At 51.8% G+C, this 22,794-nt stretch carries 20 protein-coding genes; 13 read left to right on the forward strand and 7 right to left on the reverse strand.

Annotated elements, in window-relative coordinates:
• The first annotated feature begins 215 nt into the window (after positions 1 to 215).
• From K4305_RS09210 to trxB, 3 genes are all read left to right on the forward strand, one after another.
• On the forward strand, positions 216 to 3,785 hold the full coding sequence (locus tag K4305_RS09210) for a DNA polymerase III subunit alpha (protein ID WP_331562122.1): 3,570 nt from the start codon (positions 216 to 218) through the stop codon (positions 3,783 to 3,785).
• 140 nt (positions 3,786 to 3,925) lie between these two features.
• Positions 3,926 to 4,255 carry a thioredoxin gene (gene trxA, locus K4305_RS09215; RefSeq protein ID WP_331562123.1) on the forward strand — a complete coding sequence of 110 codons (330 nt, stop codon included), beginning with the start codon at positions 3,926 to 3,928 and terminating at the stop codon, positions 4,253 to 4,255.
• Between the two features lie 76 nt (positions 4,256 to 4,331).
• Positions 4,332 to 5,267: a thioredoxin-disulfide reductase gene (trxB, locus tag K4305_RS09220; protein ID WP_331562124.1), complete on the forward strand. Its 936-nt coding sequence runs from the start codon at positions 4,332 to 4,334 to the stop codon at positions 5,265 to 5,267.
• Positions 5,268 to 5,345: 78 nt separating this feature from the next.
• Here trxB and K4305_RS09225 read toward each other — a convergent pair whose 3' ends face one another.
• A complete protein-coding gene (locus tag K4305_RS09225) occupies positions 5,346 to 5,534 on the reverse strand; it encodes a 4Fe-4S binding protein (RefSeq protein ID WP_331562125.1) in 189 nt (62 codons plus the stop codon).
• 247 nt (positions 5,535 to 5,781) lie between these two features.
• On the opposite strand from K4305_RS09225, the gene K4305_RS09230 reads away from it, so the two are divergent.
• Entirely contained in the window at positions 5,782 to 6,147 is a 366-nt protein-coding gene (locus tag K4305_RS09230) for a hypothetical protein (protein ID WP_331562126.1), read from the forward strand.
• Here the strand turns inward: K4305_RS09230 and trmH are convergent.
• Positions 6,099 to 6,758: a tRNA (guanosine(18)-2'-O)-methyltransferase TrmH gene (trmH, locus tag K4305_RS09235; protein ID WP_331562127.1), complete on the reverse strand. Its 660-nt coding sequence runs from the start codon at positions 6,756 to 6,758 to the stop codon at positions 6,099 to 6,101. The two genes, K4305_RS09230 and trmH, sit on opposite strands and share 49 nt — an antisense overlap.
• Before the next feature lie 411 nt (positions 6,759 to 7,169).
• Between trmH and K4305_RS09240 the strand changes: the two genes are divergently transcribed.
• From K4305_RS09240 to K4305_RS09255, 4 genes are all read left to right on the forward strand, one after another.
• On the forward strand, positions 7,170 to 8,243 hold the full coding sequence (locus K4305_RS09240) for a metallophosphoesterase (protein ID WP_331562128.1): 1,074 nt from the start codon (positions 7,170 to 7,172) through the stop codon (positions 8,241 to 8,243).
• A 42-nt stretch (positions 8,244 to 8,285) separates the two neighbouring features.
• Positions 8,286 to 9,176 (forward strand): hypothetical protein, encoded by an 891-nt coding sequence (locus tag K4305_RS09245; protein ID WP_331562129.1) that lies wholly within the window; start codon positions 8,286 to 8,288, stop codon positions 9,174 to 9,176.
• Between the two features lie 201 nt (positions 9,177 to 9,377).
• Positions 9,378 to 12,131, forward strand: a complete 2,754-nt coding sequence (locus K4305_RS09250) for a BamA/TamA family outer membrane protein (RefSeq protein ID WP_331562130.1) — start codon at positions 9,378 to 9,380, stop codon at positions 12,129 to 12,131.
• A gap of 245 nt (positions 12,132 to 12,376) precedes the next feature.
• Entirely contained in the window at positions 12,377 to 13,462 is a 1,086-nt protein-coding gene (locus tag K4305_RS09255; RefSeq protein ID WP_331562131.1) for an adenylate/guanylate cyclase domain-containing protein, read from the forward strand.
• A 23-nt stretch (positions 13,463 to 13,485) separates the two neighbouring features.
• On the opposite strand, the gene K4305_RS09260 is transcribed toward K4305_RS09255, so the two are convergent.
• Positions 13,486 to 14,697 (reverse strand): Pycsar system effector family protein, encoded by a 1,212-nt coding sequence (locus tag K4305_RS09260; protein ID WP_331562132.1) that lies wholly within the window; start codon positions 14,695 to 14,697, stop codon positions 13,486 to 13,488.
• 94 nt (positions 14,698 to 14,791) lie between these two features.
• Between K4305_RS09260 and K4305_RS09265 the strand changes: the two genes are divergently transcribed.
• Positions 14,792 to 15,637 carry a phosphatase PAP2 family protein gene (locus K4305_RS09265; protein WP_331562133.1) on the forward strand — a complete coding sequence of 282 codons (846 nt, stop codon included), beginning with the start codon at positions 14,792 to 14,794 and terminating at the stop codon, positions 15,635 to 15,637.
• A gap of 117 nt (positions 15,638 to 15,754) precedes the next feature.
• On the opposite strand, the gene K4305_RS09270 is transcribed toward K4305_RS09265, so the two are convergent.
• The 4 genes from K4305_RS09270 to K4305_RS09285 all read right to left on the reverse strand — a co-directional run bounded on the left by K4305_RS09270 (position 15,755) and on the right by K4305_RS09285 (position 19,208).
• On the reverse strand, positions 15,755 to 16,414 hold the full coding sequence (locus K4305_RS09270; protein WP_331562222.1) for an HAD family hydrolase: 660 nt from the start codon (positions 16,412 to 16,414) through the stop codon (positions 15,755 to 15,757).
• A 16-nt stretch (positions 16,415 to 16,430) separates the two neighbouring features.
• On the reverse strand, positions 16,431 to 17,081 hold the full coding sequence (locus K4305_RS09275) for a class I SAM-dependent methyltransferase (RefSeq protein ID WP_331562134.1): 651 nt from the start codon (positions 17,079 to 17,081) through the stop codon (positions 16,431 to 16,433).
• A complete protein-coding gene (locus K4305_RS09280; protein ID WP_331562135.1) occupies positions 17,078 to 17,443 on the reverse strand; it encodes an acyl-CoA thioesterase in 366 nt (121 codons plus the stop codon). The genes K4305_RS09275 and K4305_RS09280 overlap by 4 nt, the downstream gene beginning before the upstream one ends.
• 121 nt (positions 17,444 to 17,564) lie before the next feature.
• Positions 17,565 to 19,208, reverse strand: a complete 1,644-nt coding sequence (locus tag K4305_RS09285) for an NFACT RNA binding domain-containing protein (RefSeq protein WP_331562136.1) — start codon at positions 19,206 to 19,208, stop codon at positions 17,565 to 17,567.
• 220 nt (positions 19,209 to 19,428) lie between these two features.
• Here K4305_RS09285 and K4305_RS09290 point away from each other — a divergent pair, with 220 nt between their 5' ends.
• The 4 genes from K4305_RS09290 to K4305_RS09305 all read left to right on the forward strand — a co-directional run bounded on the left by K4305_RS09290 (position 19,429) and on the right by K4305_RS09305 (position 22,623).
• Entirely contained in the window at positions 19,429 to 19,953 is a 525-nt protein-coding gene (locus tag K4305_RS09290; protein WP_331562137.1) for a deoxycytidylate deaminase, read from the forward strand.
• Positions 19,937 to 21,064: a bifunctional diaminohydroxyphosphoribosylaminopyrimidine deaminase/5-amino-6-(5-phosphoribosylamino)uracil reductase RibD gene (ribD, locus tag K4305_RS09295; RefSeq protein WP_331562138.1), complete on the forward strand. Its 1,128-nt coding sequence runs from the start codon at positions 19,937 to 19,939 to the stop codon at positions 21,062 to 21,064. The genes K4305_RS09290 and ribD overlap by 17 nt, the downstream gene beginning before the upstream one ends.
• Before the next feature lie 18 nt (positions 21,065 to 21,082).
• On the forward strand, positions 21,083 to 21,529 hold the full coding sequence (locus K4305_RS09300) for a DoxX family protein (RefSeq protein WP_331562139.1): 447 nt from the start codon (positions 21,083 to 21,085) through the stop codon (positions 21,527 to 21,529).
• A 266-nt stretch (positions 21,530 to 21,795) separates the two neighbouring features.
• Positions 21,796 to 22,623: a L,D-transpeptidase gene (locus tag K4305_RS09305; RefSeq protein ID WP_331562140.1), complete on the forward strand. Its 828-nt coding sequence runs from the start codon at positions 21,796 to 21,798 to the stop codon at positions 22,621 to 22,623.
• Positions 22,624 to 22,794: the final 171 nt, after the last annotated feature.

Genomic DNA, 22,794 nt, shown 5'->3' on the forward strand with positions numbered 1-22,794 from the left:
CCTCGCGGCGGCAGGTCAGTTCCTGCCTGTTAACGGAATAACAGGACGTGTTTGTCCGTGCTGTTCCGGATCCTCGCCATTGCTATGACGGCGACAAAAAAAGCCTGCCGATACGATTTTCACGATGGCAGGAAAACGGAAAAAATCGTACTATTTCCGAGCAGAGCCGCGTGTCAGCGTTTTTTGGTTGAACAGTTATCGCCCGGGAAAGCCTTATGGAATTTGTGCACCTCCACGTTCATACCCATTACTCCATGCAGAGCAGTCCGGTATTTCCCGGAGAGCTCTTTTCCGCGTGCGTCAAGCTCGGTATGCAGAGCGTTGCGGTCACCGATTACTGTTCGCTGTTCAACATGCCCGAGCTGTTCAGCGAAGCGAAAAAAGCCGGTGTCAAGCTCATCATCGGTACCGAACTCTATCTGCTTGAATCGGCCGCACATTCGTCTTCAAGGAATGCCGTTTCTCCCTCTATCATCCTGCTCGTCCAGAATGAAACCGGCTACCGGAATCTCTGTATCCTGCTTTCCAGAGCGGCTCGTGACGGTTTCGTCAACGGCATGCCGCATCTCGAAACAAAACTTCTCGAAACCTGTAACGAAGGACTCGTCTGCCTTTCGGCCTACTGTTCAGGAAGGATCGGCAGGGCCCTGCTTGCCGGCGCGGTGCATGAGGCTGAGAGTGTAGCCGCTTACTATCGAGAGCTGTTCGGAGATCGATTCTATCTGGAACTGCAGAGACACTCGACGCCCTTCGACGATCAGCTCAACGCCGCTGCGATTGCGCTTGCCGGCAAATTGTCCCTGCCGCTCGTGGCAACCAACAATGTCCACTATCTGGAGCGGAAAGATGCAGGGCGATATCGGGCAATGATCGCCAACAGGACGAAGGAAAAGCTTTCGAGCCAGAATCTGCAGGCCCTGCCGGGCAGTGAATATTACCTGAAAACCGCTGCCGAGATGTCGGCATTGTTTGCGGATTCGCATGGTGAACTCTCCAATACGTCGGTTATTGCGGAATCCTGCACCTTTTCGTTTCGGAAGAAGGATCCCATTCTTCCGCATTATCGTCTGCCGGAAGGTTTTGACGACGAGGCGAAATACCTGCGTCACCTTACATGGGAGGGTGCCAGGGAGAAGTATGCCGATTCCGGGAACGAAGGCATCACCCAGGAAGATGTGCGTTCCCGGATCGAGCTGGAGCTCGGCGTTATCGAAAAGATGGGGTTCAGTTCCTACTTTCTGATCGTCAGCGATCTCATCGCAGCGTCGAGGAAGATGGGTTACTCGGTCGGTCCGGGAAGGGGTTCTGCTGCGGGCAGCATCGTGGCATACCTGACCGGTATCACGAGGATCGATCCGTTGAAATATCAGTTGCTCTTCGAACGGTTCCTTAATCCCGAGAGGCTTTCGATGCCGGATATCGATATCGATTTCACTCCGGTCGGCAAACAGAAGGTTCTGGAGTATACCGTGGAGAAGTATGGCGCTGAGAGCGTGGCCAAGGTTGTGGCTATCGGTACGCTCGGCGCGAAAGCTGCGATCCGTGATACAGGCCGGGTGCTCGAAGTGCCGCTTCCGGTGGTCGACAAACTTGCGAAGCTGGTACCGGGAAAGCCTGGAATCACTCTTGAAAAGGCCCTTGCCGAAAACCGTGAGCTGAAGGAGTTTGCCGACAGCTCTCCTGAGATCAGGACATTGCTCGAGTATGCCCATGCTCTGGAAGGGAGGGCCCGGAATGTATCGATGCATGCCGGAGCGGTGGTGATTACCGACGGGCCGCTCGAAGAACAGGTTCCGCTCTATGTGTCGAACAAGATCGAAACCGAGGTTCGGCGTTATGCCGACGAGATCGATCTTGACGATCTTTCTTCGGGCAGCCTGAAGGGTACCGATGCCGTTGATGAAAAGCAGGTTGTGACGCAGTTCGACAAGAACTGGATCGAGACTGCCGGCCTTCTGAAAATCGATTATCTCGGTCTTGAGACGCTTGCCGTGATCGACGAGACGCTGCATCTTATCAAAAAGAGGCATAATGTCGATATCGATCTTGAAAAGGTGCCGATGAACGACAGGAAGACCTTCCGCATTTTTCAGGAGGGCAAGATGGCCGGCATTTTTCAGTTTGAATCGTCCGGCATGCAGAGCTATATGACCCGTCTGCAGCCTACGCAGATCGGAGATATCATCGCTATGAGCGCGCTTTACCGTCCCGGTGCGCTCAATGCAAGAATCGACGAGCATCGCAATGCCGTTGACCTTTTCGTGGATCGCAAGCACGGCCGTGAGGCTATAGACTACATGCATCCCATGCTTGAATGGATTCTCAAGGAGACCTATGGCGTTATTGTCTATCAGGAGCAGGTTATGCAGATTTCCCAGGTCATGGGGGGGTTTTCCATGGCTAAAGCCGATAACCTCCGCAAGGCAATGGGCAAGAAGATGCCTGAAATCATGGAGCAGTTCAAGGCTGATTTCGTGAGCGGTGCTGTTGCACAGGGAGTGCACGATACTCTCGCTACCAGAGTGTTCGAGCTGATGGCTGAATTTGCCGGTTACGGGTTCAATAAAAGCCATTCGGCGGCATACGGCGTTCTGGCTTACTGGACGGGTTACCTCAAGGCGCACTATACTGCCGAGTTCATGACCGCGATTCTCAACAGCGAGATCGGCGACACCGACCGTATGAAGCACCTGACCGACGAGGCCAAGAGTTTCGGAATCATGACGCTGCCTCCTTCGGTCAATAAAAGCGATACGCTTTTTGCTATCGAGGATGTCCGGGGCAAGCCCTTTATACGGGTAGGACTGAGCGCAATCAAGCAGGTGGGCGGCGCCGCGCGGGCCATCGTCACTTCCCGGATGCGAAAAAAACGGGAATTTCTGAATCTTTTCGATGTTACGGTCTCTGTAGATTTGCGCGTCATGAACCGCAAGGCGCTCGAATGCCTGATTCTTGCCGGGGCGCTCGACGAACTCGATCCTGACAGGGCGAAGCTGCTTGCCAACGTGGACAAGGCTATCAGGTTCGGTCAGATGCAGAACCGGTCGGTTACGCTCGGTCAGTGCGGATTTTTTACTTCTGAGTCGGGAGAGGGAACCGATGAAGTGCATTATCCCGATCTTGATCCGGCCGATCCCATGCCTGAGTCGGAGAAACTTCTCCAGGAAAAGAAGCTGGTAGGCTTTTATCTCAGCCGCCATCCGCTTTCGACGTATCGGAGAGATTGGGAGGCTTTCGCTACGCTTCATCTCAATGCCAAGGAGGTGACCCCTTCGCGGCAGTACAAGGTCATCGGAGTTATAGTTTCAGTCAAGCCGCACCAGGACCGGAAGGGAAAATCCATGCTTTTCGGGGCTCTGGAGGATTTTACCGGAAAGGCGGATTTTACCGTTTTTGCAAGCGTCTATGAACAATACGGGCATCTGCTCAAGCCTGAGGAGGTCGTTATGCTTGTGGCAGAAGCGGAGGTGGGCGGCGGTATGCTCAAACTCCTTGTCAGGGAGGTCATTCCGGTCAAAAAGGTACGAAGCAGTCTGGTACGCAAGATCATTCTCAAGGTCGATGCCGATGAGGAGGGGCAGATGGAAAGGCTTGATGAGCTGAAAAAGGTATTCAATGCGCATCGGGGAGCGGTACCGGTCGATTTCGAGGTGATGGTGCAGAGCGAAGGAAATATCGAGATGATGAAAATGTTTGCGCGCGGGACCCCTCTGGATGCTGCGGATGCGACGATTGAAAAACTCGAGGACATACTCGGGCCGGATAATGTGAGAATTTCGGGCTGAGACATGCCCTGCCAAGTCAGGATGCTTCTCTTCAGTAAGGTTTTTTCTGCCCGCCTTGTTTTTTTTGGTTAGTTTTATAACTTGTTGCTTGTATTGCTATAGAGTTTAGATAATACTATCACATAAAACTGAACATTACAATGAGCGGAAAATATCTTGCGGCTACCGATCAGAATTTCAAGGCCGAGATTCTCGAATCCGACAAGGTCGCGCTTGTCGATTTCTGGGCTGCATGGTGCGGGCCCTGCATGATGCTCGGCCCGGTTATCGAAGAGCTTGCGGGCGATTACGAAGGCAGGGCTGTCGTTGCCAAGCTGAATGTCGATGACAATCCCAATACCGCCGCCCAGTACGGTATCCGCAGCATTCCCACCATGCTGGTTTTCAAGAACGGTCAGGTTGTCGATCAGATGGTCGGCGCGATGCCGAAGAACATGATCGCAAAAAAAATCGACGAACATATCGGTTGATCTTAACTGCTTTCGATGCATCCCGGCAGCCTCCTGCCGGGATTTTTTTTATCAACGCCATTGATATATACCTATTATGGAAAAGGATATTCGGGATGTGGTCATCATCGGAACCGGTCCTGCGGGGTATACTGCGGCTATCTATACCGGCAGGGCCAACCTCAGACCGCTTGTCATCGAGGGTATGCAGCCTGGCGGCCAGCTCATGATAACCACCGATATCGAGAACTTTCCCGGCTTTCCGGAAGGCATCAACGGTCCTGAGCTCATGTCGAGAATGCGTCGGCAGGCCGAGCGGTTCAATGCCGAATTCGTATATGGGAGCGTTACGGAAGCCGACCTGTCACGAAGCCCGTTTTCGCTTGTTCTCGATGACGGCCGGGAGATTTTTGCCCGTTCGCTTATTATCGCAACAGGCGCCAATGCAAAATGGCTCGGTATCGAGTCTGAAAATCGTTACAGGGGAAGGGGGGTATCTGCCTGCGCAACCTGCGACGGCTTTTTTTTCAGGGATAGTCGGGTTTTTGTTATCGGTGGTGGCGATACGGCCATGGAAGAAGCACTCTATCTCACCAGATTCGCTTCCGAGGTGACGCTTGTACACCGGAGGAACGAGTTCAGGGCATCGAAAATTATGAGCCTCAGGGCGAGCAAAAATCCGAAAATAAGCACTGTTCTGAATGCCGTAGTCGACGAGATACTCGGTGACGGAATCAAGGTTACCGGAATCAGGCTGAAAGACGTCCGTACCGGCGAACCGAGTGAACATGATTGCGACGGTGTGTTCATGGCGATCGGTCACGAACCGAATGCCGGCCTTTTTAAAGGCCAGCTTTCTCTTGACGATTACGGTTATATCGAAACGAAAAAATCCTCGACAGCAACCAGTGTTCCCGGCGTTTTCGCTTGCGGCGATGTACAGGATTACACCTACCGCCAGGCAGTGACGGCCGTCGGTTCAGGATGCATGGCCGCAGTCGATGCGGAACGTTTTCTGGAGTCTATCCGGTAAAGGGACAGCGTTGTCTGGCAGGACGGCGAGAGAGCCCTATGGCTGAAAGGCTGTTTGGCTCTCCCGCCGCCGCGCGGTTCATGCCTGTACGATGCATTCTGCCGGACACACCGCCACGCAGGCAGGTGAATCGGCAAATCCTTCGCACTCGGTGCATGTTGCCGCATCGATAACATAGATATCGTCCCCGGCGGAGATCGCGTTGACGGGACATTCGGATTCGCATGCTGCGCAGTAGGTGCATGCATCTGTGATCTGCAGTGACATAATGTATATGGCGTTATGTTATTGAAATATCTTTACTGTGAACACGCAAGAAAGATACCAACGAAGTCTTTCTTCGTCAATATCGAAGCGATCAGCAAGGGCAGCCGAACTTGCCGCCTCTTTTCGCTCCAGGGGCAGCTGAAGGATTTTCCGAACTGTAACAGAAATCTGACGGGTTACAACAGTTCTGTTGCGTAACATCAGCTTATCGGCCTTCAGTTTTTCTATCGGAAACAGGCGGGAGCTTATGGATGAGATAAAACCGTTCAGAATCGAAATCGAGTGGACAGACAGTGAGGATTTTTTGTTCTCCTGCCACTATCGCAACATATCGTCTCCTGAGGACCGGCGTCTGCCGGAAGAGGTCGAGCATCGCTTTTTTCCGGTGATGGCTCGGGCGATGGGCAATGTGCTGCGAAAACTGCGGAGGGACCATATTTCCTTTCCGCTTTTTCTTGTTGCCCTTGCATTTGAACACCGACATCTTCTTTCGGAGATCGATCAGTTGCTTCACGCGCTGCACAGCCATCTTCGCAATCAGAGTCACTCGGGAAGCTGGAGCTGTTACGTATCGGGCGAAACGATAAAGCCGTCGTCGTCAAGGCGGGGATAGTCGGCTCCTTTTTCCCTGAGCTGTTCTCCAAGTCGAGGGTAGGTATACTCGAAGAGCAGGCTGTTCAAATCCTTTTCATTCAGCGAGGGTATGTCGTACATGCCCTGCAGAAGTCGTTGCCGCTGAGCTTCGAAAATGATGACAGCTCCGGCTACTGAAACGTTCAGTGATTCAACCATGCCGAACATCGGCACTCTGATGCACCGGTCGGCTCCGAGTACCGCTTCCTGCGAAATCCCGTCCCATTCTGCGCCAAGCACAAGGGCTGTCGGTCGGGTATAGTCGATCTCCCTGAAATCAACGCTCTGCTCTCCGGAAGCTGCGGCAAGAATCTGTTTGTTTTCTCTCCGTAATTGCCTGTATGCCTCCTCAATGGTGTGGTGGAGATTGATATGGACCCATTTGCTGGATCCCGCTGCCGCATTATGTCGTGAAAAAATGTGTTTACGGTATGATACGGCATGTATTTCATGGATGCCGGCAGCATCGCAGGTTCTGACGATTGCGGCAAGATTGTGCGATTTATTGACGTTGTCCATGACAACTGTCAGACTTGTCTGGCGATGCCGCAGCATCTGACGGATTTTCCGGAATCGTTCGGGTGATGCCAATAGATGCAGGATGAAAGGGGTTGGCTGAAAAGTGCGATGAGCCGTAAAATTATCGGTATATCCTTTTTTACTGAATATCGGGTTTAACGGCACTTACAGTATATTAGCTTATGTATTCGTTACGGCATGGCGTCGAGGGCGTTGCTCAATTCACGGTAAGTTAACAGAAACAGTAGATGAAACCATTATATATTGCGTGGTTGAGAGTTTTATTCCGGATTTGCGGTTGTATGAAGCGGGCAGGGAGTGAGTGAGTTTCTTTTCCGGCCGGGCAGCGACAGTTTGTCGGGAGAAAAAAAATAATTATATCGGAGTGTAAATCCCTGTGGGTGAACGGAGACGCTTTGATAAACGGACTCACGGGGGTTTATCGGCAGGTTTCGGAGTAACAGGGAGGTACACGCAGAAGCAATGCAGCCACATCACAAGAAACATCCTCACCTTGAACGCCTTCTCGGCAATGCCCATTCTGTCGTTCTCGACGGCGCCTCCAGAGTTCTGATTCTCAGCGACCTGCATATGGGCAACGGGGGGCGGCGCGACGAATTCCGTCGGAATGCCGATCTCGTCAAGACCATGCTTGCGGATTTTTATTATCCCGGGCAATACAGCCTGGTACTTAACGGCGATATCGAGGAGTTGTTCAAGTTTTCCCTCCATAGCATCACCGAAGAGTGGAATGCATTTTACGATCTGTTTCTTCAGTTCGAGCGCAACGGTTTTTTTTATAAAACCTATGGCAACCATGATGCGGCTCTTCTCGAAGACAGGGACTACAGGCTTGCTCCTTACATGATAGAAGCTCTCAAGTTTTTTTACGGCAAGGAGACCATACTGCTTTTTCATGGCCATCAGGCGTCGGTCCTGCTCTGGGAAACCTATCCGCTCGTCAGTCGTTCAGTGGTGTTTTTTCTTCGTTATATCGCAAAACCGGCAGGTATCCGGAATTTTTCAATTGCCTATAACAGCCGCAGAAGGTTTGCGATAGAGAAATCCATTTACGACTTTTCCAATAACGCAAAGATCGTATCGGTTATCGGTCATACCCACCGGCCGCTTTTTGAATCACTTTCGAAAGTCGATTATCTGAACTATCGCATCGAGGAACTATGCCGGGCTTATCCGGCAGCGAAAACGGAAGAGCGGATTTCCATCAGGGAAAAAATAGACTCGCTCAAAGAGGAGCTGGATTCCTGTTACAAGCAGGGCAAGAAAATAGGGTTGCGCAGCGGTCTTTACAATACGCTGACCATCCCAAGTGTTTTCAATTCAGGCTGTGCTATCGGCAAACGGGGCATCACCGCTCTTGAAATCGAAGGAAACATTATCCGTCTGGTCTACTGGTTCAACGGCAAGCAGAGCCGAAAATTCAGCAGCGATCGCGATAATCGTCCCCTGGAACTCGGAAACTCGGGGTATTATCGTATCGTCCTGAATGAGGACCATCTCGATTACGTTTTTTCCCGTATTCATCTGCTCGCTTGACGAGCTTTCCATGTCAGTTTTTTCTCCGGATAGATATTTATTATGAAAAGCTCGCTGCACCGGTTTTCGACACTGTTCACAATAGCTGTTTTCATCCTGTGCCCGTTTTATCATGTGTTTTCCGCTGCTCCCGGCCTGCTGCATCGCTACGATCTTGCGGGAAAGCCATCCCGTAATCTTACCCTGCCGGCATCTCTTCGCGAAATATCGGGTGTTGCGGTTTCTCGCAATGGAAAACTGTTTGCGCATGATGACGAGGTTTCCACGATTTATCAGCTGGATCCTTTGAGCGGAACGGTCATCAAGCGATTTCATGTTGTAACCAGACGCTGGTTCGGAAATGGAAGAGTTGAAGACGATTTCGAGGATATAGCCATAGCCGGGGACCGTTTTTTTCTGGTTACCAGTTCAGGAAAGCTCTATGAGTTCCGCGAGGGGCGGGATAATGAAACGGTGCAGGCTGTCGTCTACAAGACAGGGCTTGGTTCTTCGTATGAAGTTGAAGGGTTGTGCCATGATCCTTCGACCGCTTCGCTTCTGCTTTCATGTAAAGCGGGCACCGGCAAGAAACCGTTCGCGCAATCGGCATCGCGCCCAGTTTATTCGTTTTCTCTCACTACCAACAAACTCAGCCGGCAAGCCCGTTTTATTATCGATGCCCGCCATATTGCCGATTCTGCGGGTAAAAAAGGCTTCAGGCCTTCGGGGATAACCAGGCACCCTCTTTCGGGCAATTTTTTTATTGTTTCGTCGAGTTCCGGGATTATTGCAGAAATCGACTACCGTAACGGTTCTCTGATAGATCTGCAAAACCTTCCTTCGGTATATCACCCGCAACCGGAAGGTTTAGCTGTATTGCCTGATTACTCGCTGCTGATAAGCAGCGAAGATATGCTGCGAGGAAGAGCTTCCATCTACAGGTTCAGAGAGTGAAGGGTCGCACATTCCTCTGTCTTTTTTTTGTGGGAGTGTAATAAAGAACGTTCCTTTATTACTTTGCTATTGTATTCTTTCCGGGTGTTATTGCTCTTGTTCCATGATTGGCTATCTTCTTTTCTGATAGTCATCCGGTTCCGTTGTTCCTGCTTTCTTCTTTGTCGTATATCGGATGTTTCATTTCAACGAGATCCTGCCATGAAATTATTTCTCAGAGGTGTTACCTGTGCGTTTGTCATTTCTTGCCCATCGATCCTGCATCCGGCCATCGTTGAGGCTCAGCCGGCAAAATTGCCGTTTGAAAGTGTTGCCGGACGTAACCTCGTCTCTGTTGTTCCAGGGGCGGATTATGAGGCCGGTGCGCTGCATACCCTTCTTTTCGGCAAACACTGGCGATCGCTCTGGACAACTCAGGTCGAAGTTCCTGTTCTCGATCTTGGAACCTTTGCCGGGGGTTTGACTCCGCTGGAAAAAGGGGGCGGTTTTCAGACTGTCAGTCTTCGTTTCAGGGGTTCGGACGGCAAGGAGTACCGTTTCAGAACGCTCGACAAGGACCCGGCGAGGGGAATGCCTCCCAAACTGCGAAATACCGTTGTATCCGATGTTGTACAGGATCAGGTAAGCACTTCGAATCCGGTTTCAGGCCAGATAATTCCGCCTCTCCTGGATGCTGCGGGAGTTTACAATGTCGCACCTGCAATTGTTGTGATGCCTTACGACAAGGTTTTGCTTGGGCAGTTTCACGATGAATTTGCCGGTCTGGTCGGAACTATCGAGGAACATCCCGAAGAGAGCTCCGTTCCCGGAGCCGGTTTCAAAGCAGCCGATAGAATATCGGGAACCTACAAGGTTTTCGACAGCCTTGAAGATGACAGTGCAAACAGGGTCGATGCCAGAGCTTATCTTCGCGCCAGGCTGATCGACCTTTTCATTGGTGACTGGGACCGTCACTCCGATCAGTGGCGGTGGGCCGGTTATAAAAAAGATGGGGCTACTACATGGGTTCCGGTTCCACGCGACAGGGACAATGCGTTTTCCCGCCAGGATGGCGTCTTTTCGTGGATCATCACCCAGATCATTCCCCAGATCGAGGGTTTCGGCGAGAAGTATCCGGACATCAGATATCTCAGCTGGTCCGGCAGGCCGCTTGACCGAAGGCTGCTTTCGGGAATCGGCAGGGATGAATGGGATGCCGTGACTGCAGACCTTCAGATGAAGCTGACCGATGAGGTCATCGGACGTGCTGTCGGCAACATGCCGCCGGCCATGTATGCAAAGGAAGGCGAGCGTCTCGAACGGGATTTGCGATCCAGACGGGATCTCCTGGGCGAAGCATCTTCGGAACTCTATATGCTCTATGCAGAGGATGTAGATGTTTTCGCCAGCGATAAATCCGAATTTGCCAGAGTTAATCGTCTTCAGGATGGCCAGGTAGAGGTTTCCGTTTTCCATAAAACCGATCTGGCCGGGGAGGCTACAGGGCAGTCGGTTTACCGGCGGGTATTCGATCCTCGGGAAACCAGGGAAGTGCGGCTCTATCTCGGAGGCGGCGACGATGCGGTACTTGTCGAAGGGCCGGTGGTTAAAAACAGCGTCAAGGTTAGGGTTATCGGCGGTGAGGGTGCGGACAGGTTCGAAGACCAGACAGAAAAACCTGTTGCCGGATATCCCTGGACGGCCGAAAAGATGACTTTTTTTTATGATCATGGCGACCGGTCGGAATTTTCCGGTACCCGCTATACGGTTGTCGACCGGCATCCTGCCAAGCCGGAACCCACGGAAGACAAGGACAAATACGACCTGAGGCCAAGGGATTCGGGACAGGAAGTAGTGGCCAATATTACCGGTCTCGATCTTAATTACTCGCCGGATTACGGGCCTTATCTCGGTTGGGGATTTTCGGTCGAGGATTATGGTTTCAGGTCGGAACCCTATCGTTATAACATGCGGTTTAACGGAGGTGTGGCTGCCGGCGACGATCTTCGTTACCAATTGTACTACCGGGGTGATTTCAGGACCCTGTTCCGTAATGCGAGTCTTCTTCTGGAAGCCGGTACCTCGGGTCTCGATATGATGAACTTTTATGGTCTGGGCAATGAAAACTACTATAGGGGTTCAGGCATGAAGGAGGATGACTTCGAGTTATTGAACCAGGTGACGACCATCAGGGCCTCGCTGCGTTACCCGATGAACGGACAATACCGCTGGAGTGCCGGATTCGGCGCAAAGTGGGTCGATCTTGATATCGAACCGGGTTCGTTCATTGATCTCAATCGCTCGGTTATCCCAGGGATCGACACTGATTTTTCCGGCAGTTTCCATATAGGGTTTCACTACGATTCCCGCCAGAGCGGCGATTATGTGGAGCTTTCTCCCCGCAAGCAGGCCGGACGACTTTCCGGAAGCGAAGGGGGCGGTACCACTGCGGCTACAAGCGGCATGCTTGTGGATCTGGAAGCGAGCCACTATCCGGAATTTTTCGGTAATGACGAAACGTTTACGAGATTGCGTGGAGAAGTGCGTACCTATATCCCGTTCTCGACACCCGGATATTCCCGTCTGGTGCTGCGTATCGGAGGCGAAAAACTGTGGGGTGACTATCCTTTCTGGGAGGCGGCATATCTCGGAGGATCTACTTCGCTCAGAGGCTATGACAGGCAACGTTTTTCCGGCGACGCCTCGCTCTATGCAGGTTCTGAACTGCGTCTCTATCTGGGCTCCTTCAAGTTTCTTGTTCCTGTCATCTACGGTCCGATTGCGTTTCTGGAAACCGGCAGGGTTTTTCTCGATGGAGAAGACTCCTCTGCATGGCATACCGCTGCGGGCGGTGGTCTGTGGTTCGGATTTATCGAATCGAGATACAGTGCAAGTATCGTCTACGCCAGAGGGTTTGACGATGGGCGCCTGATGGATGATTACGGAATTTATTTCAGGACGGGTTTCAGTTTTTAGCCATTGTCCGAATCTCTTATTCCTGTAGGTTGTTACACCTCGCATCAGAACGATGCCAGGTGTTTTGTTCAGAAGAGCAGCAGTATTAAAACCTGTGAGATCCAGGGAGCAGGTTTTGTCGATACGGGCAGGAAGTGGTGGAGGGAGAAAAGAAAAACCCGGAGCGAGCCGGGTTTTTCTTTTCTTTTTTATTGCAGATATTGCAAAAAAGGATTGCCGTTTTTCGACGTGAATACATTAAGCCGATGAAGTTTGAAAACAAGACCATTCAGAAAACAGTAACCGCATTCTGGATCACAGCCGAATATCTGATGGCGTTCATCGCTTATTTTCTCTTGATGACAGTTGCAGGAAAAACGATGTTCGCTTACCCCTTTTCTCAGGATGCGCACTCTGTTTTTCATTTTTTTGCACTCGCACTGGCTTCCGGTCTGACGGTTGCCGCAGCCAACCTCCATATTGTTACAGGACTGACGAAAAACCTCGGCTTTTTCTGGTCATTGCTGGCGGGTACGGTGCTTTATGTACTGGCTGCAATGGCCGGTCTTTTTATCTGTACAGGTATAGAGCATGCGGTTATAGCTGTTTCAGTTCCCGGATACGGCGACCCTGAATCATCCATTCGTCTTTTCCTGCATCCCGAAAGTATTCCCTTGCTGCTTTTTCTCTTCTTTGTTTCGTTTCCCATCCGGACATTTCATCTGATTGTCAGTCGTGTAGGTGAAAAAAAAATCCTCGATACGGTGACGGACCGTTATCGTATTCCTCATGAGGAAGAGCGTGTGTTCATGTTCATGGACCTCTACGGATCAACCTCGGTAGCCGAAAAACTCGGCCATACGCGTTACCATGATCTGCTGTATGACGTGTTTAACGATATTTCGGATATTATTTCACGGTATTCCGGGGAGGTCTATCAATATGTCGGTGATGCCGTCGTTGTCACCTGGGATATAAGACAGGGCGCGAAAAAAATTAATTGCGTGCGATGTTTCTTCGAGATCCAGAGCAAGATGGAAGAGCTTTCCGACAAGTACATGAGCGCTTATCATTTCAAGCCGAAGTTCAAGGCCGGCATGCATGCCGGAAAAGTTATTGCCGGGGAGGTCGGCGATCTGAAAAAAGAGGTAGTTTTTCATGGAGATACCGTCAATACCGCTTCAAGAATCCAGGCCGAATGCGTGGCTCATCATGCGAGCCTGCTGGTTTCCGAAGAGTTGTTCCTCCTTTTTCCCATCAAGAACCTGAATCAACTCCACAGTGAGTTCATTGGCTGTCTGAAGCTCAAAGGCCGTATGCAGGACGTCTGCCTCTACCGTATCGATGGTTAAGGCAAACTGCAGGCGCTGTGCGCTCATTTCATGAAAGCGAAGGCGTAAAGGCCAATCGATACAACCAGCCCGATCATGAAAATATCGTATGACAGGCGGAGGAATCTGTATTTGTAATCAAGCACTTTTCCCAGGAAATAGGTGTCGCGTATCATATTGTCGATGTAGTACGACTTGTCGTTAAGCATCTCTTTCATGCCCCATTCGAATTCATCGAGCCGGAGGTTGATGAATGACCCGAAAAAGAGAAGATTGGCTTTTCTCTCCCTGATGCTTTCCAGGGTGGTATTAGACCTCGTCACCTTCGGCCGTGTTGCCAGCACTGAAGTGATGATGGTCGCCACGCAGCTGAGCAGCAGCACAAAAGTCGGCGCCACCAGTTCAGGAAATTCGTCGAGTTTTCTGACCAGAAGGGAGATGATGATAGAAAAAATCAGCGAATTTGTCTGGATCATTATATTTGCTTTGTGATCGACAATGGCGCTGAAATCGACATGGTTTCTTGACGAGGTTCGGTAGTAGACCTCCATGTTGCGTTCGAGGCCTCTTTCCGGCACGGTCTTGCCTTTTGTTTTTTTCTTTTCCTTCTCTTCCGACTCCTGATTGCTGTCCGCACCATTTTCATTCGTGCTGTTTTTTTTTCTCAGCCGCTGATGCAGATCGACAAGATTTTTCTTTCGATCGGTGTTGAAAGCAAGGCTTGCATATTTCGTTCGGAACGGATTTCTGTTGAAAAAATCAATGTTAAGCTTCAGCCATTCGATATCGCTGAAGCTCCTGTTTTCATTTTTTTCCAGTTCGAGTCTTACAAGTTCGCTTTTCTGGCGGTATCCGGGTTTTCCGAGATGTGAGAGATCGGCATCGCAGATGATCTCTTCAAGCATTGAACGGGGTTGTTGCGGCAGTTTCGTCGCAAGGATGCACAGGCATACCTGTTCGATATCCTCTTCCGGATAACCGTTTTCCTTGAGAAAACCCCTTGCTATTTCAGTGCTTTTCTGCTCATGATCCTGGATGCCGAAAAGAAAGCCGGTATCGTGAAACCATGCAGCGAGCAGGAGGATCTCTGTTTCTGCCGCCGTCGCCTTCATGCCTTCAGCTATTTCCCGGCAGGTATCAACGGTTTCAGCGGTATGAGCATAGTTGTGATAGGGGCAGCATCCGTTCTCTCTTTCCCTGAACAGTCGGAACACGTAATCTGCAGCCTTCTCTGTGATCGATGTCGTATTATCCATAAAAGAAGTACATTCTGAAAATCGGCCGGAACTCATGGCCGGGTTATGGATTTTTCACTATAACATGCGGCATATGTTAAGCGTTCACCGCAAAATGTCCGCTTTCCGCTGCGTAGCTGCTGAGGGCGTGATTCCGGTCATCTTTTTTGCTTTCACGATCCTGCTGGTATTCTTTCCCCGGACAGGCAGGGCCGAAAGTACCGGTGATATGTTCTCACAGGACGCCACAGGGTTTTATCGCGATTTCAGGGGGGTGTTCTCTTCGCCGGCTCATTTCGACGATAGCGACTGGATGAGGGTAGCTGCCGTAGCCGGAGCGGCAACCCTGTCGACGCTCTTTATTGACGAACCGGTCCGCGACTTCGCCATGCACCATCACACTCCGTTTCTCGATGCCGTGATGCCTGTCGGCGATTACTATGGCAGGGTTCGTACCGGTTATGGCATTGGTTCGCTGATCTATCTCGGCGGAATTCTTGCAGGCGCTGACGATGTCCGGCTGACCGGCAGGGCGGTGATCGAAGCTCATACGTTTGCCATGATGATTACCGGGGTTCTGAAAGCAACTTCCGGTCGGAGTCGTCCTTACAAAAACGAAGGCAATATGCGCTTTTCGCTGTTTGCCGATGAAAACCCGAACTGGTCGTTTCCTTCCGGCCATGCAACCGCGGCGTTTGCGGTATCCTCCGCACTCGCCACGAGAGTGCGGCGCCCCTGGGCGACAGCGGGCCTCTACGCACTTTCGACATTGACGGCCATGCAGCGTGTCTATGACGACAAACACTGGCTTTCCGATACCATCGTCGGCGCGGCAATAGGAACTGCCGTCGGACTGGCAGTGGGCAATATGATCAATGACGAAGAGGATCGCATGGAGCGGGGCTGCGACGAATCCGTGGCGGATTCGGTGCCGCTTGTTGGCGTGACGGTGACTTTTTAGGAGACAGGAGAGAGGAGGGAGGAGAGGTGAGTCGGTAGAGAGGAGAGTTGCCCACGGATTGGAGCGGATGGCGCCCGAGTTGATCAGCTTGTGCTGATCAACTCAGGCGCTCTGCTTTTATGTAATTCCAAGGAACTTCGTTATTTCTTCCGGCTTCTCAACGAGCGTTTTTGCTCCGTTTTCGAGCAGTTCTTCTGCGGGTCTGAATCCCCAGAGCACTCCGAGCGGGTACATGCCTGCTCGAGATGCCGTCAGCATGTCGATGCCGCTGTCTCCTACATACAGAATATCCTCCGGTGCGTTTTCCAGCATTCCGGCAATGAGCAGCGCTCCTTCCGGTTCGGGCTTGTGGGGAATTGCTTCGTGATGGCCCATTACCACGTCGAATGACCATTCCGCAAGCAGTTCCTGTGCGCAGAGCTGCGTGAAAGCGTCGGCTTTGTTGGACAGGATGGCTTTTTTCAGCCCTTCTCGGGTGAGGTCGTCGAGCATGCGGGCGATGCCGGGATAGGGTTTCGAGTTTCTGTTCCAGTTGAAGCTGTAATGGTTCATCAGATCCTTAAGCAGTCTGTCAATCAGTTTTTCCGTTGCCGTGTTATCAGGAAGTGCTTTCCTGACCAGTTCCCGCATGCCGTGTCCGACAAGATAGCGCCCTTTATCGAGGCTGTGAGTCGGGTAGTTATGCATATCGAGCACGACGTTGAGGGTGTTGATGACATCTTCAAGCGTGTCGAGCAGCGTTCCGTCAAGGTCGAAAATAACGGCTTTGAAAGGCATTGGCATTGTAGTACGGTTATGCTTTAACTGCGGTTACAAGAAAGATCGGGTACACGGCTTCCCTGTCGGCGCGATTGATTTTTTTTACTTCGCAAACCGTCCGGAATGCGACGTTCCGGAAGCCGGCCTTTTCAAGCATGGCCTGCAGCGCTGGACGCTCGAAACCGTGATGCACCTCTTCGGTACCGTCGTCATGAAAGAATCCGTCTTCACGGTCAAGGTCGGCCATGGCCAGTGTGCCGTCGGGGCGGAGCAGTCCACATAGTTTTTCAAGAAGCGCACAAGTATCGGCTATATGGTGCAGGGTCATGCTGCTGCAGATGAAGTCAAGGCTTTCGGATGGTACCGGACTGAGGGTATCGTGCACAAGGTCTGCCTGGATCGGCTGAACGTTGGGAATGTCGAGTGTTTCGATTTTTTTCTGCAGCACGGCAAGCATCTCTTCCGAGGTGTCGATTGCCGCAATGGATTTGAGATATGGCGCCAGCGCCAGCGTTACCAGCCCGGTACCGCAGCCGAATTCCATCGCCCGCATTGAAGATCCGGGTGTTACTGCTTCCATGATGGCTTTCGCAACGTTTTCTGCAAGTGCCGTTCGGCGAGGGTTTTCATCCCATTGCGCCGCGGAACGATCGAATCGTTCAGCGCTGTTCCATATTTTTGTCATCCTTCGTTGCCGCAGATGGTTTTTTTATGACCTTTTTCATCAAGACAGACAAAGGTGATATTCGTGCTGAAGACGATAAAGCGTTCTCCTGTCTCGATGCTGTCTTTATAGACGTTTACCGTATACTCGATCGATGTATCACCGATCCGGCTTTTTTCGGTTACGAAGCAGAGGATGGTGCCGCCCCGGATGCTTCTACGGAATTCAACCTTGTCCATACCGACGGTAACGAAGTTGCAGCCGGGATAATCAAGCGTGACGGCGATATAGCTTACCTCGTCAATCCATTTCAGAAGGTTGCCGCCGAAAAGAAACCCGTAGTGGTTCAGGTGTTCGGGCAGCACAAGTTTATAGTTTTCCATTCTCTGGCCAGGAGTTATTACCGGTTCAGGATATCGGGCTGTGCAGTCGGTCAGGTTGAGGAACCTGCCCAAGGTAAGGAATTAAAACCGTATATCGTTCCGCAAAAGCGGAAAAACCTGCTCAATCCGCTTCTGTTGCAGGGTGAACCATGATAACCGCTTCCCGTTCGAGCATGACCTGGCCCGGCGCAAGCCGTTTCGAACGGCGCACATGTTTTTTCAGGGCATACATTACCGGCACCAGTCCGGAATGTTTTGCGGCCGAGTACCTTGCCGCATACTCCGCTGCTTTGCGGATCTCATCTTTCTGCTGGAGGGTGACTCCGCGCAGCACGCAGTGCGAGCCTGAACAGCCCCTTGCATGGAGCCAGATATCATTCGGCCTGGCGAAAGAGAATGTGAGCAGATCGTTGTTTGTCGCATTTTTGCCGATATAGAGCGTGGCCGATGCCGTAAGTTTAACGGTTCTGAATCGGGAGGATATTCCGGAAGCGGTTTTTGCCGGCTCTATGCCGGTTCTCCGCAATTCCGATCTGCGGGTTTCGAGGAATTGTTTTACTTCTTTTGGGGAAAGGAGGGCGGTGATTTCTCCGGAAAGCGATTCAAGCAGTGCTTTGCGTTCTTCCTGTTCTGTTTTTCGCCGCTCCATGGTTCCGAGTTTTTCTCGTGTTTTGGCGGCTTTTCTGAAATATTCCGCAGCGTTGTCGCTCAGAGAGAGCTCAGGTTTCAGGCTGATGGAGATATCCGGTTGGTCGGGATGAAAGATGTCGGGTACGGTTATGATGTCCGGCAGAGAGCGTTCAAACGAAAGCGCCCCCATGAGCAGATGGCCTCTGGTTTGATATTCATCGGCTTTTCCGGCAAGCATACCGGGATCGTACTCCTGCAGTTCCTTTTCGATTTTGCGCAATTGCTGCCGCAATTTCGTTTCGAACTCGCCCCGTTCCCTGATGGCGTGCAGCCAGCTCCACATGGCCGAGCTGTACCGGTTCAGTCCTTCGAGCACAGATGCATACCCTGCGCTCTCCGGCAGAGGGCGGTGCAGGATGCTGAAGAGAGGTTTGCCTTCCGGTGTTCGTCCGGTCTGCGGCATCGGATCGAGCAATTCGTAGAACATGTCGCTGAAAGCATCGAAAAGATGCTCAGGATCGCCGCTTTCACCTGCCCGTTCGGAAAGGGTGCGAAGCATTGCCTGATCGAAACCCGGCAGAGAGCCGGGGGCGAGTTGCGGTTTACTGCCTTCAGTGTTTCCGACAAGCGCAAAAAAACGCTCTTTCTGCTGAGAAAGTCTTTCGAGTTCCCTGATGATATCAGGTGACGACAGGTCGGCTTTATCGCAATATGCAGTTCCGGCAAGGCTCTTTCCGGCAATACAGGTATCGGCAATAACCCCTTCTTCCGTGACGAGAAACGCGTTGGCTGATGCGCCGAAAAGTCTCAGTACAAGCGTACAGTCTCCGGAAAGGCTGATGAGTATTTCACGGTCGCAGGGCGACATCGAGACTCCATGGACTTCCCGTTCACAGGCGTCCTGAAGCAGGTTCGCGCTCTGCCGTTTGCGGCGGTTTATCCCCTCCCTTGTGAAAAGGCACAGTTCCGGGAGCCGCAACACCATTATTACCTGCAGGTGTTCTCCGGCAGGAGTGATGAAACTGAGCGTCAGTTCGTTTTTCTGCTGTGAGTGGATCTCGAAGACGAACCCGCCGGCAAGCCTCGCATGCAGTTCCATCGCGGTATGATAAAGCGTAAAGTAATTGCGGTGCATGAGTTGCTCAAGCGGATTTTTTTTACCTATTTTATGGGCACCTCGAAAAAGTTATTCCGCACCCGGATTGCCGCGTTGGTCGGTGCTCGAAATCTTCATGTACAACGTGTACACTCCGGTTTCTCTGCTCCGTCCGCCTTGCACTCCGGGTGCTCAAGACGCTTTTTCGAGTGTGCCCTTATTATAGTCATATTCATTTAATGTATTAAAAAGTATGGCAATGGAGGAAAAACACGGTTCAGGCGGGTGCTGCTCGGATCGAGGCTGCGATGGCCACGGGGATACTGAAAAACGGTTGGGCTGGCATGAGTATTTCATGAGCGTTGCACATCTGATATCGCGTCGTGCGACCTGCACCCGAGGGCATATCGGTGCGGTTATCGTAAGGGATCACAATATTCTCTCGACCGGCTATAACGGAGCCCCTTCCGGCTTGCCGCACTGCAACGAAACCAACTGCAGAATCTATCGCAGCACCCACCCCGACGGTACGGTGGAGGAGAACTGCGTCAATACAATTCATGCTGAAATCAATGCCATAGCCCAGGCGGCCAGGCATGGGGTTTCTATCAAGGATGCCGATATCTACATCACGGCAAGCCCATGCATCCACTGCCTGAAAGTGCTCATCAACGTCGGCATCAAAACTATCTATTACGATAAGCCTTACAAGATCGAGCATATTGACGAACTGCTCCGTCTTTCGGGAATCAGACTGGTGCAGGTTCATGTCGGCGATTGCTGAAAAAGGGGGTGAGAGCAGCGCCATGCACGTACGCTATATGCGCCGCTGTCTCGAACTTGCCCGGCTTGGCGCCGGCAGCGTGAGTCCGAATCCCATGGTCGGTTCGGTTATTGTTGCGGACGGCCGGATAATTGGTGAAGGATATCACAGGAAGTACGGAGACCCTCATGCAGAAGTCAATGCCGTGGCGGCTGTCGCCGACGAAGCCCTCCTGAGGCAGGCAACGCTCTATGTCAACCTGGAACCATGTTCGCATTTCGGCAAAACACCTCCCTGCAGCGACCTGATCATCGAAAAGGGTATCCCGCGAGTAGTTATCGGTTGCCGGGATCCGCATATCAAGGTGGCCGGCAAGGGGATCGAAAAACTGCTTGCTGCCGGTGTTGAGGTTATCGAAGGAGTTCTTCAGGAAGAATCCGGGAAAATCAACGAAGCGTTCATTACCAGCCACCGAAAAGGTCGCCCTTTTGTGGCACTCAAACTCGCCCAGACGCTCGACGGCAAGATCGCCACAGCAACCGGAGCATCGAAATGGATTACCGGAGACGATGCCCGCCGCGAGGTGCATCGTCTCCGCTGTCATTATGATGCCGTTCTGACCGGGGCCGCAACAGTCATGGCAGACGATTCCCGGCTTACCGTGCGTCATTGCGCCGGGCGCAATCCTTTGCGCGTGGTTCTCGACAGCCGGCTCAGCATTCCGGAAAACGCAGGCGTTTTCAGCGATGAAGCCAAAACCGTTCTTTTCACCTCGCCGGCATTGCATAAATCTCAGAAAGCCGCCAGACTTTCAGAAAAAGGCGTTACCGTACTTGCTGTCGAAGGGCGGGAATGCGGACTCGATCTCGCGGCTGTGCTTGCAGCACTGCACGAACGTCGCGTGCTCTCCGTGCTGGTCGAGGGAGGGAGCCGCATGGTCTCATCGTTCATTAATGCGAAGCTTGCCGACAAGCTTTATCTGTTCATTGCGCCCAAACTGTTCGGCGGCGACGGTCTGAGCGCATTCGCTCCCCTTGGCGTCACGTCGCCGGATCTGGCGGTCGGACTCGATATGGGGCCGCCGGTTTTTTTCGGGGCCGATCTTCTTCTCACCGCATATATTTCCATGTGAGATGTAATACTGGTAACTATGAAACGAAATATCGCAAGAAAGGGAGATGGCATGTTTGACAGGATGTTTTCCTCCGATTTCGGCAAGCTGCTGTTGCGTTTTTCGGTCGGCGGACTGATGCTTTTTCACGGTCTTCACAAATTGCACTATGGCTATGGATCCATCAAACAGATGCTCCTGAAATCAGGGTTGCCCGACTATCTGTCGCATGGAATACTTGTCGGTGAAATTCTCGCTCCGCTCCTGATCATCCTCGGGGTCTATGCCCGTGCAGCTGCAATGATGGTTGCATTCGTAATGGTCATGGCGGTATACCTTGTACATATGGGAGACCTTTTCTCGTTCAATGAGCACGGGGCCTATGCGCTCGAGCTGCAAGCGCTCTACCTGTTCGGGTCGCTGGCGATCGTATTTCTCGGAGCAGGCCGTTTTTCGCTCGGAGGATCGAACGGTCGATTGAATTGAATGGCCTGATCCGCTTTTGAAGTATTTCTGATTATCCGGTGTCATTCGTTTTTTCGATCACGATTTCCTTTTGCCGCAGTGCTTCTGACGGGTGCGGTAAGGGGATTTTTTTTGTCCATTTCTTTTGTGTTTTTGTTAAATTTAGTTGTGGAGCAAACGTATCTGAAGCGATGAACGGGTTATGTTCCGGTGTACCATGAGCCCGTATGTCATTCCTATGCTGAAACGCATCTTAATAATCAATGGCGATGGTTTGAAACACGGCTATGACTGCATTATTTCATTCTCGTTCGGCGCATTCTTACGGTATGGTTTTCCTGAGTCTGTTCCTGATCTTTTTTCTTTCGGCATTCCGGACAGCAGCCGGAGCATCCGGACAAACCGCAACGGCACAGCTCTCAAGGGAGGCCTCGTTGTCCGATTCCGCCCCTATCGGGCAACCCGCATTCGCTGCTCAGGAACTTTCTGCTGCGGATTCCCTGAAAGCTGTATCGGTTCCTGATCCGGAGGAGAAAAAAAACGATTCGAAAACAGCTCAGCCTGTCCCGGAAGGCTTTGTTCTGCAGAAGCTGAAAAAAGCCGAAGCCCTGTCGAATTATTGCGGAAGGGACTCCCTCTGCCAGAGCATATACATGAAAGTCAACCGTATTGACCGCAAACTTGTACCTGCAGGTCGAGCTGTGCTCATGCCGGTTGATCTGCAGAAAGCAGCCAGATATATCCCTGTTCCCGAACTCCTGACCGACGGAAGGGGAGCTCGCGAGATACGGGTGTTTCTCTCCAGTCAGTACTTCGGCGCCTACGAGTCGGGCAAACTGGTGTTCTGGGGGCCGATATCGAGCGGCAGGAAGACGTATCCAACGCATCCTGGCAGATTTTTCGTGAACTACAAGCAGCGTCACAAGCGCTCTATCAAGTACGACAATGCGCCCATGCCGTTTTCGATCAATTACTACAGTGGCTACTTCATGCATCAGCAGTCACTGCCGGGTTATCCGGCATCGCACGGCTGCGTGCGTCTCTTGATGACCGATGCCGAAAAGCTTTTCAACTGGGTACGCGTGCGCGACGCCGTTACCATCGTGCGCGACTGAGGCGCTTTCCTGCTGCGTCCGCTCCCTCCGGCATTATCGGGGAGCTTATAATCAGTCGCTCATTTGCGGCTGGCATTAGCAGCATACTATTGCAATGCTGTCGTGATGAAAAGGATTTGTCGTAACCGGCAATACCGGGTTCACGTTACCTGCGTTTGTCGATTGCGGGAA

It is taken from the genome of Chlorobium sp. (assembly GCF_036528655.1).
Classification (GTDB): domain Bacteria; phylum Bacteroidota; class Chlorobiia; order Chlorobiales; family Chlorobiaceae; genus Chlorobium.

What these genes read in the sequence shown, in the direction of transcription:
- ribD (WP_331562138.1), top strand. Translation starts at nt 19,937, where the DNA reads ATGTCGGCGATTGCTGAAAAAGGGGGTGAGAGCAGCGCCATGCACGTA.
- K4305_RS09230 (WP_331562126.1), top strand. Translation starts at nt 5,782, where the DNA reads ATGGATGAGATAAAACCGTTCAGAATCGAAATCGAGTGGACAGACAGT.
- K4305_RS09240 (WP_331562128.1), top strand. Translation starts at nt 7,170, where the DNA reads ATGCAGCCACATCACAAGAAACATCCTCACCTTGAACGCCTTCTCGGC.
- trxA (WP_331562123.1), top strand. Translation starts at nt 3,926, where the DNA reads ATGAGCGGAAAATATCTTGCGGCTACCGATCAGAATTTCAAGGCCGAG.
- K4305_RS09275 (WP_331562134.1), bottom strand. Translation starts at nt 17,081, where the DNA reads ATGACAAAAATATGGAACAGCGCTGAACGATTCGATCGTTCCGCGGCG.
- K4305_RS09255 (WP_331562131.1), top strand. Translation starts at nt 12,377, where the DNA reads ATGAAGTTTGAAAACAAGACCATTCAGAAAACAGTAACCGCATTCTGG.
- K4305_RS09285 (WP_331562136.1), bottom strand. Translation starts at nt 19,208, where the DNA reads ATGCACCGCAATTACTTTACGCTTTATCATACCGCGATGGAACTGCAT.
- trxB (WP_331562124.1), top strand. Translation starts at nt 4,332, where the DNA reads ATGGAAAAGGATATTCGGGATGTGGTCATCATCGGAACCGGTCCTGCG.
- K4305_RS09270 (WP_331562222.1), bottom strand. Translation starts at nt 16,414, where the DNA reads ATGCCTTTCAAAGCCGTTATTTTCGACCTTGACGGAACGCTGCTCGAC.
- K4305_RS09290 (WP_331562137.1), top strand. Translation starts at nt 19,429, where the DNA reads ATGGAGGAAAAACACGGTTCAGGCGGGTGCTGCTCGGATCGAGGCTGC.
- K4305_RS09225 (WP_331562125.1), bottom strand. Translation starts at nt 5,534, where the DNA reads ATGTCACTGCAGATCACAGATGCATGCACCTACTGCGCAGCATGCGAA.
- K4305_RS09245 (WP_331562129.1), top strand. Translation starts at nt 8,286, where the DNA reads ATGAAAAGCTCGCTGCACCGGTTTTCGACACTGTTCACAATAGCTGTT.
- K4305_RS09305 (WP_331562140.1), top strand. Translation starts at nt 21,796, where the DNA reads ATGACTGCATTATTTCATTCTCGTTCGGCGCATTCTTACGGTATGGTT.
- K4305_RS09280 (WP_331562135.1), bottom strand. Translation starts at nt 17,443, where the DNA reads ATGGAAAACTATAAACTTGTGCTGCCCGAACACCTGAACCACTACGGG.
- K4305_RS09265 (WP_331562133.1), top strand. Translation starts at nt 14,792, where the DNA reads ATGTCCGCTTTCCGCTGCGTAGCTGCTGAGGGCGTGATTCCGGTCATC.
- K4305_RS09250 (WP_331562130.1), top strand. Translation starts at nt 9,378, where the DNA reads ATGAAATTATTTCTCAGAGGTGTTACCTGTGCGTTTGTCATTTCTTGC.
- K4305_RS09300 (WP_331562139.1), top strand. Translation starts at nt 21,083, where the DNA reads ATGAAACGAAATATCGCAAGAAAGGGAGATGGCATGTTTGACAGGATG.
- K4305_RS09260 (WP_331562132.1), bottom strand. Translation starts at nt 14,697, where the DNA reads ATGGATAATACGACATCGATCACAGAGAAGGCTGCAGATTACGTGTTC.
- K4305_RS09210 (WP_331562122.1), top strand. Translation starts at nt 216, where the DNA reads ATGGAATTTGTGCACCTCCACGTTCATACCCATTACTCCATGCAGAGC.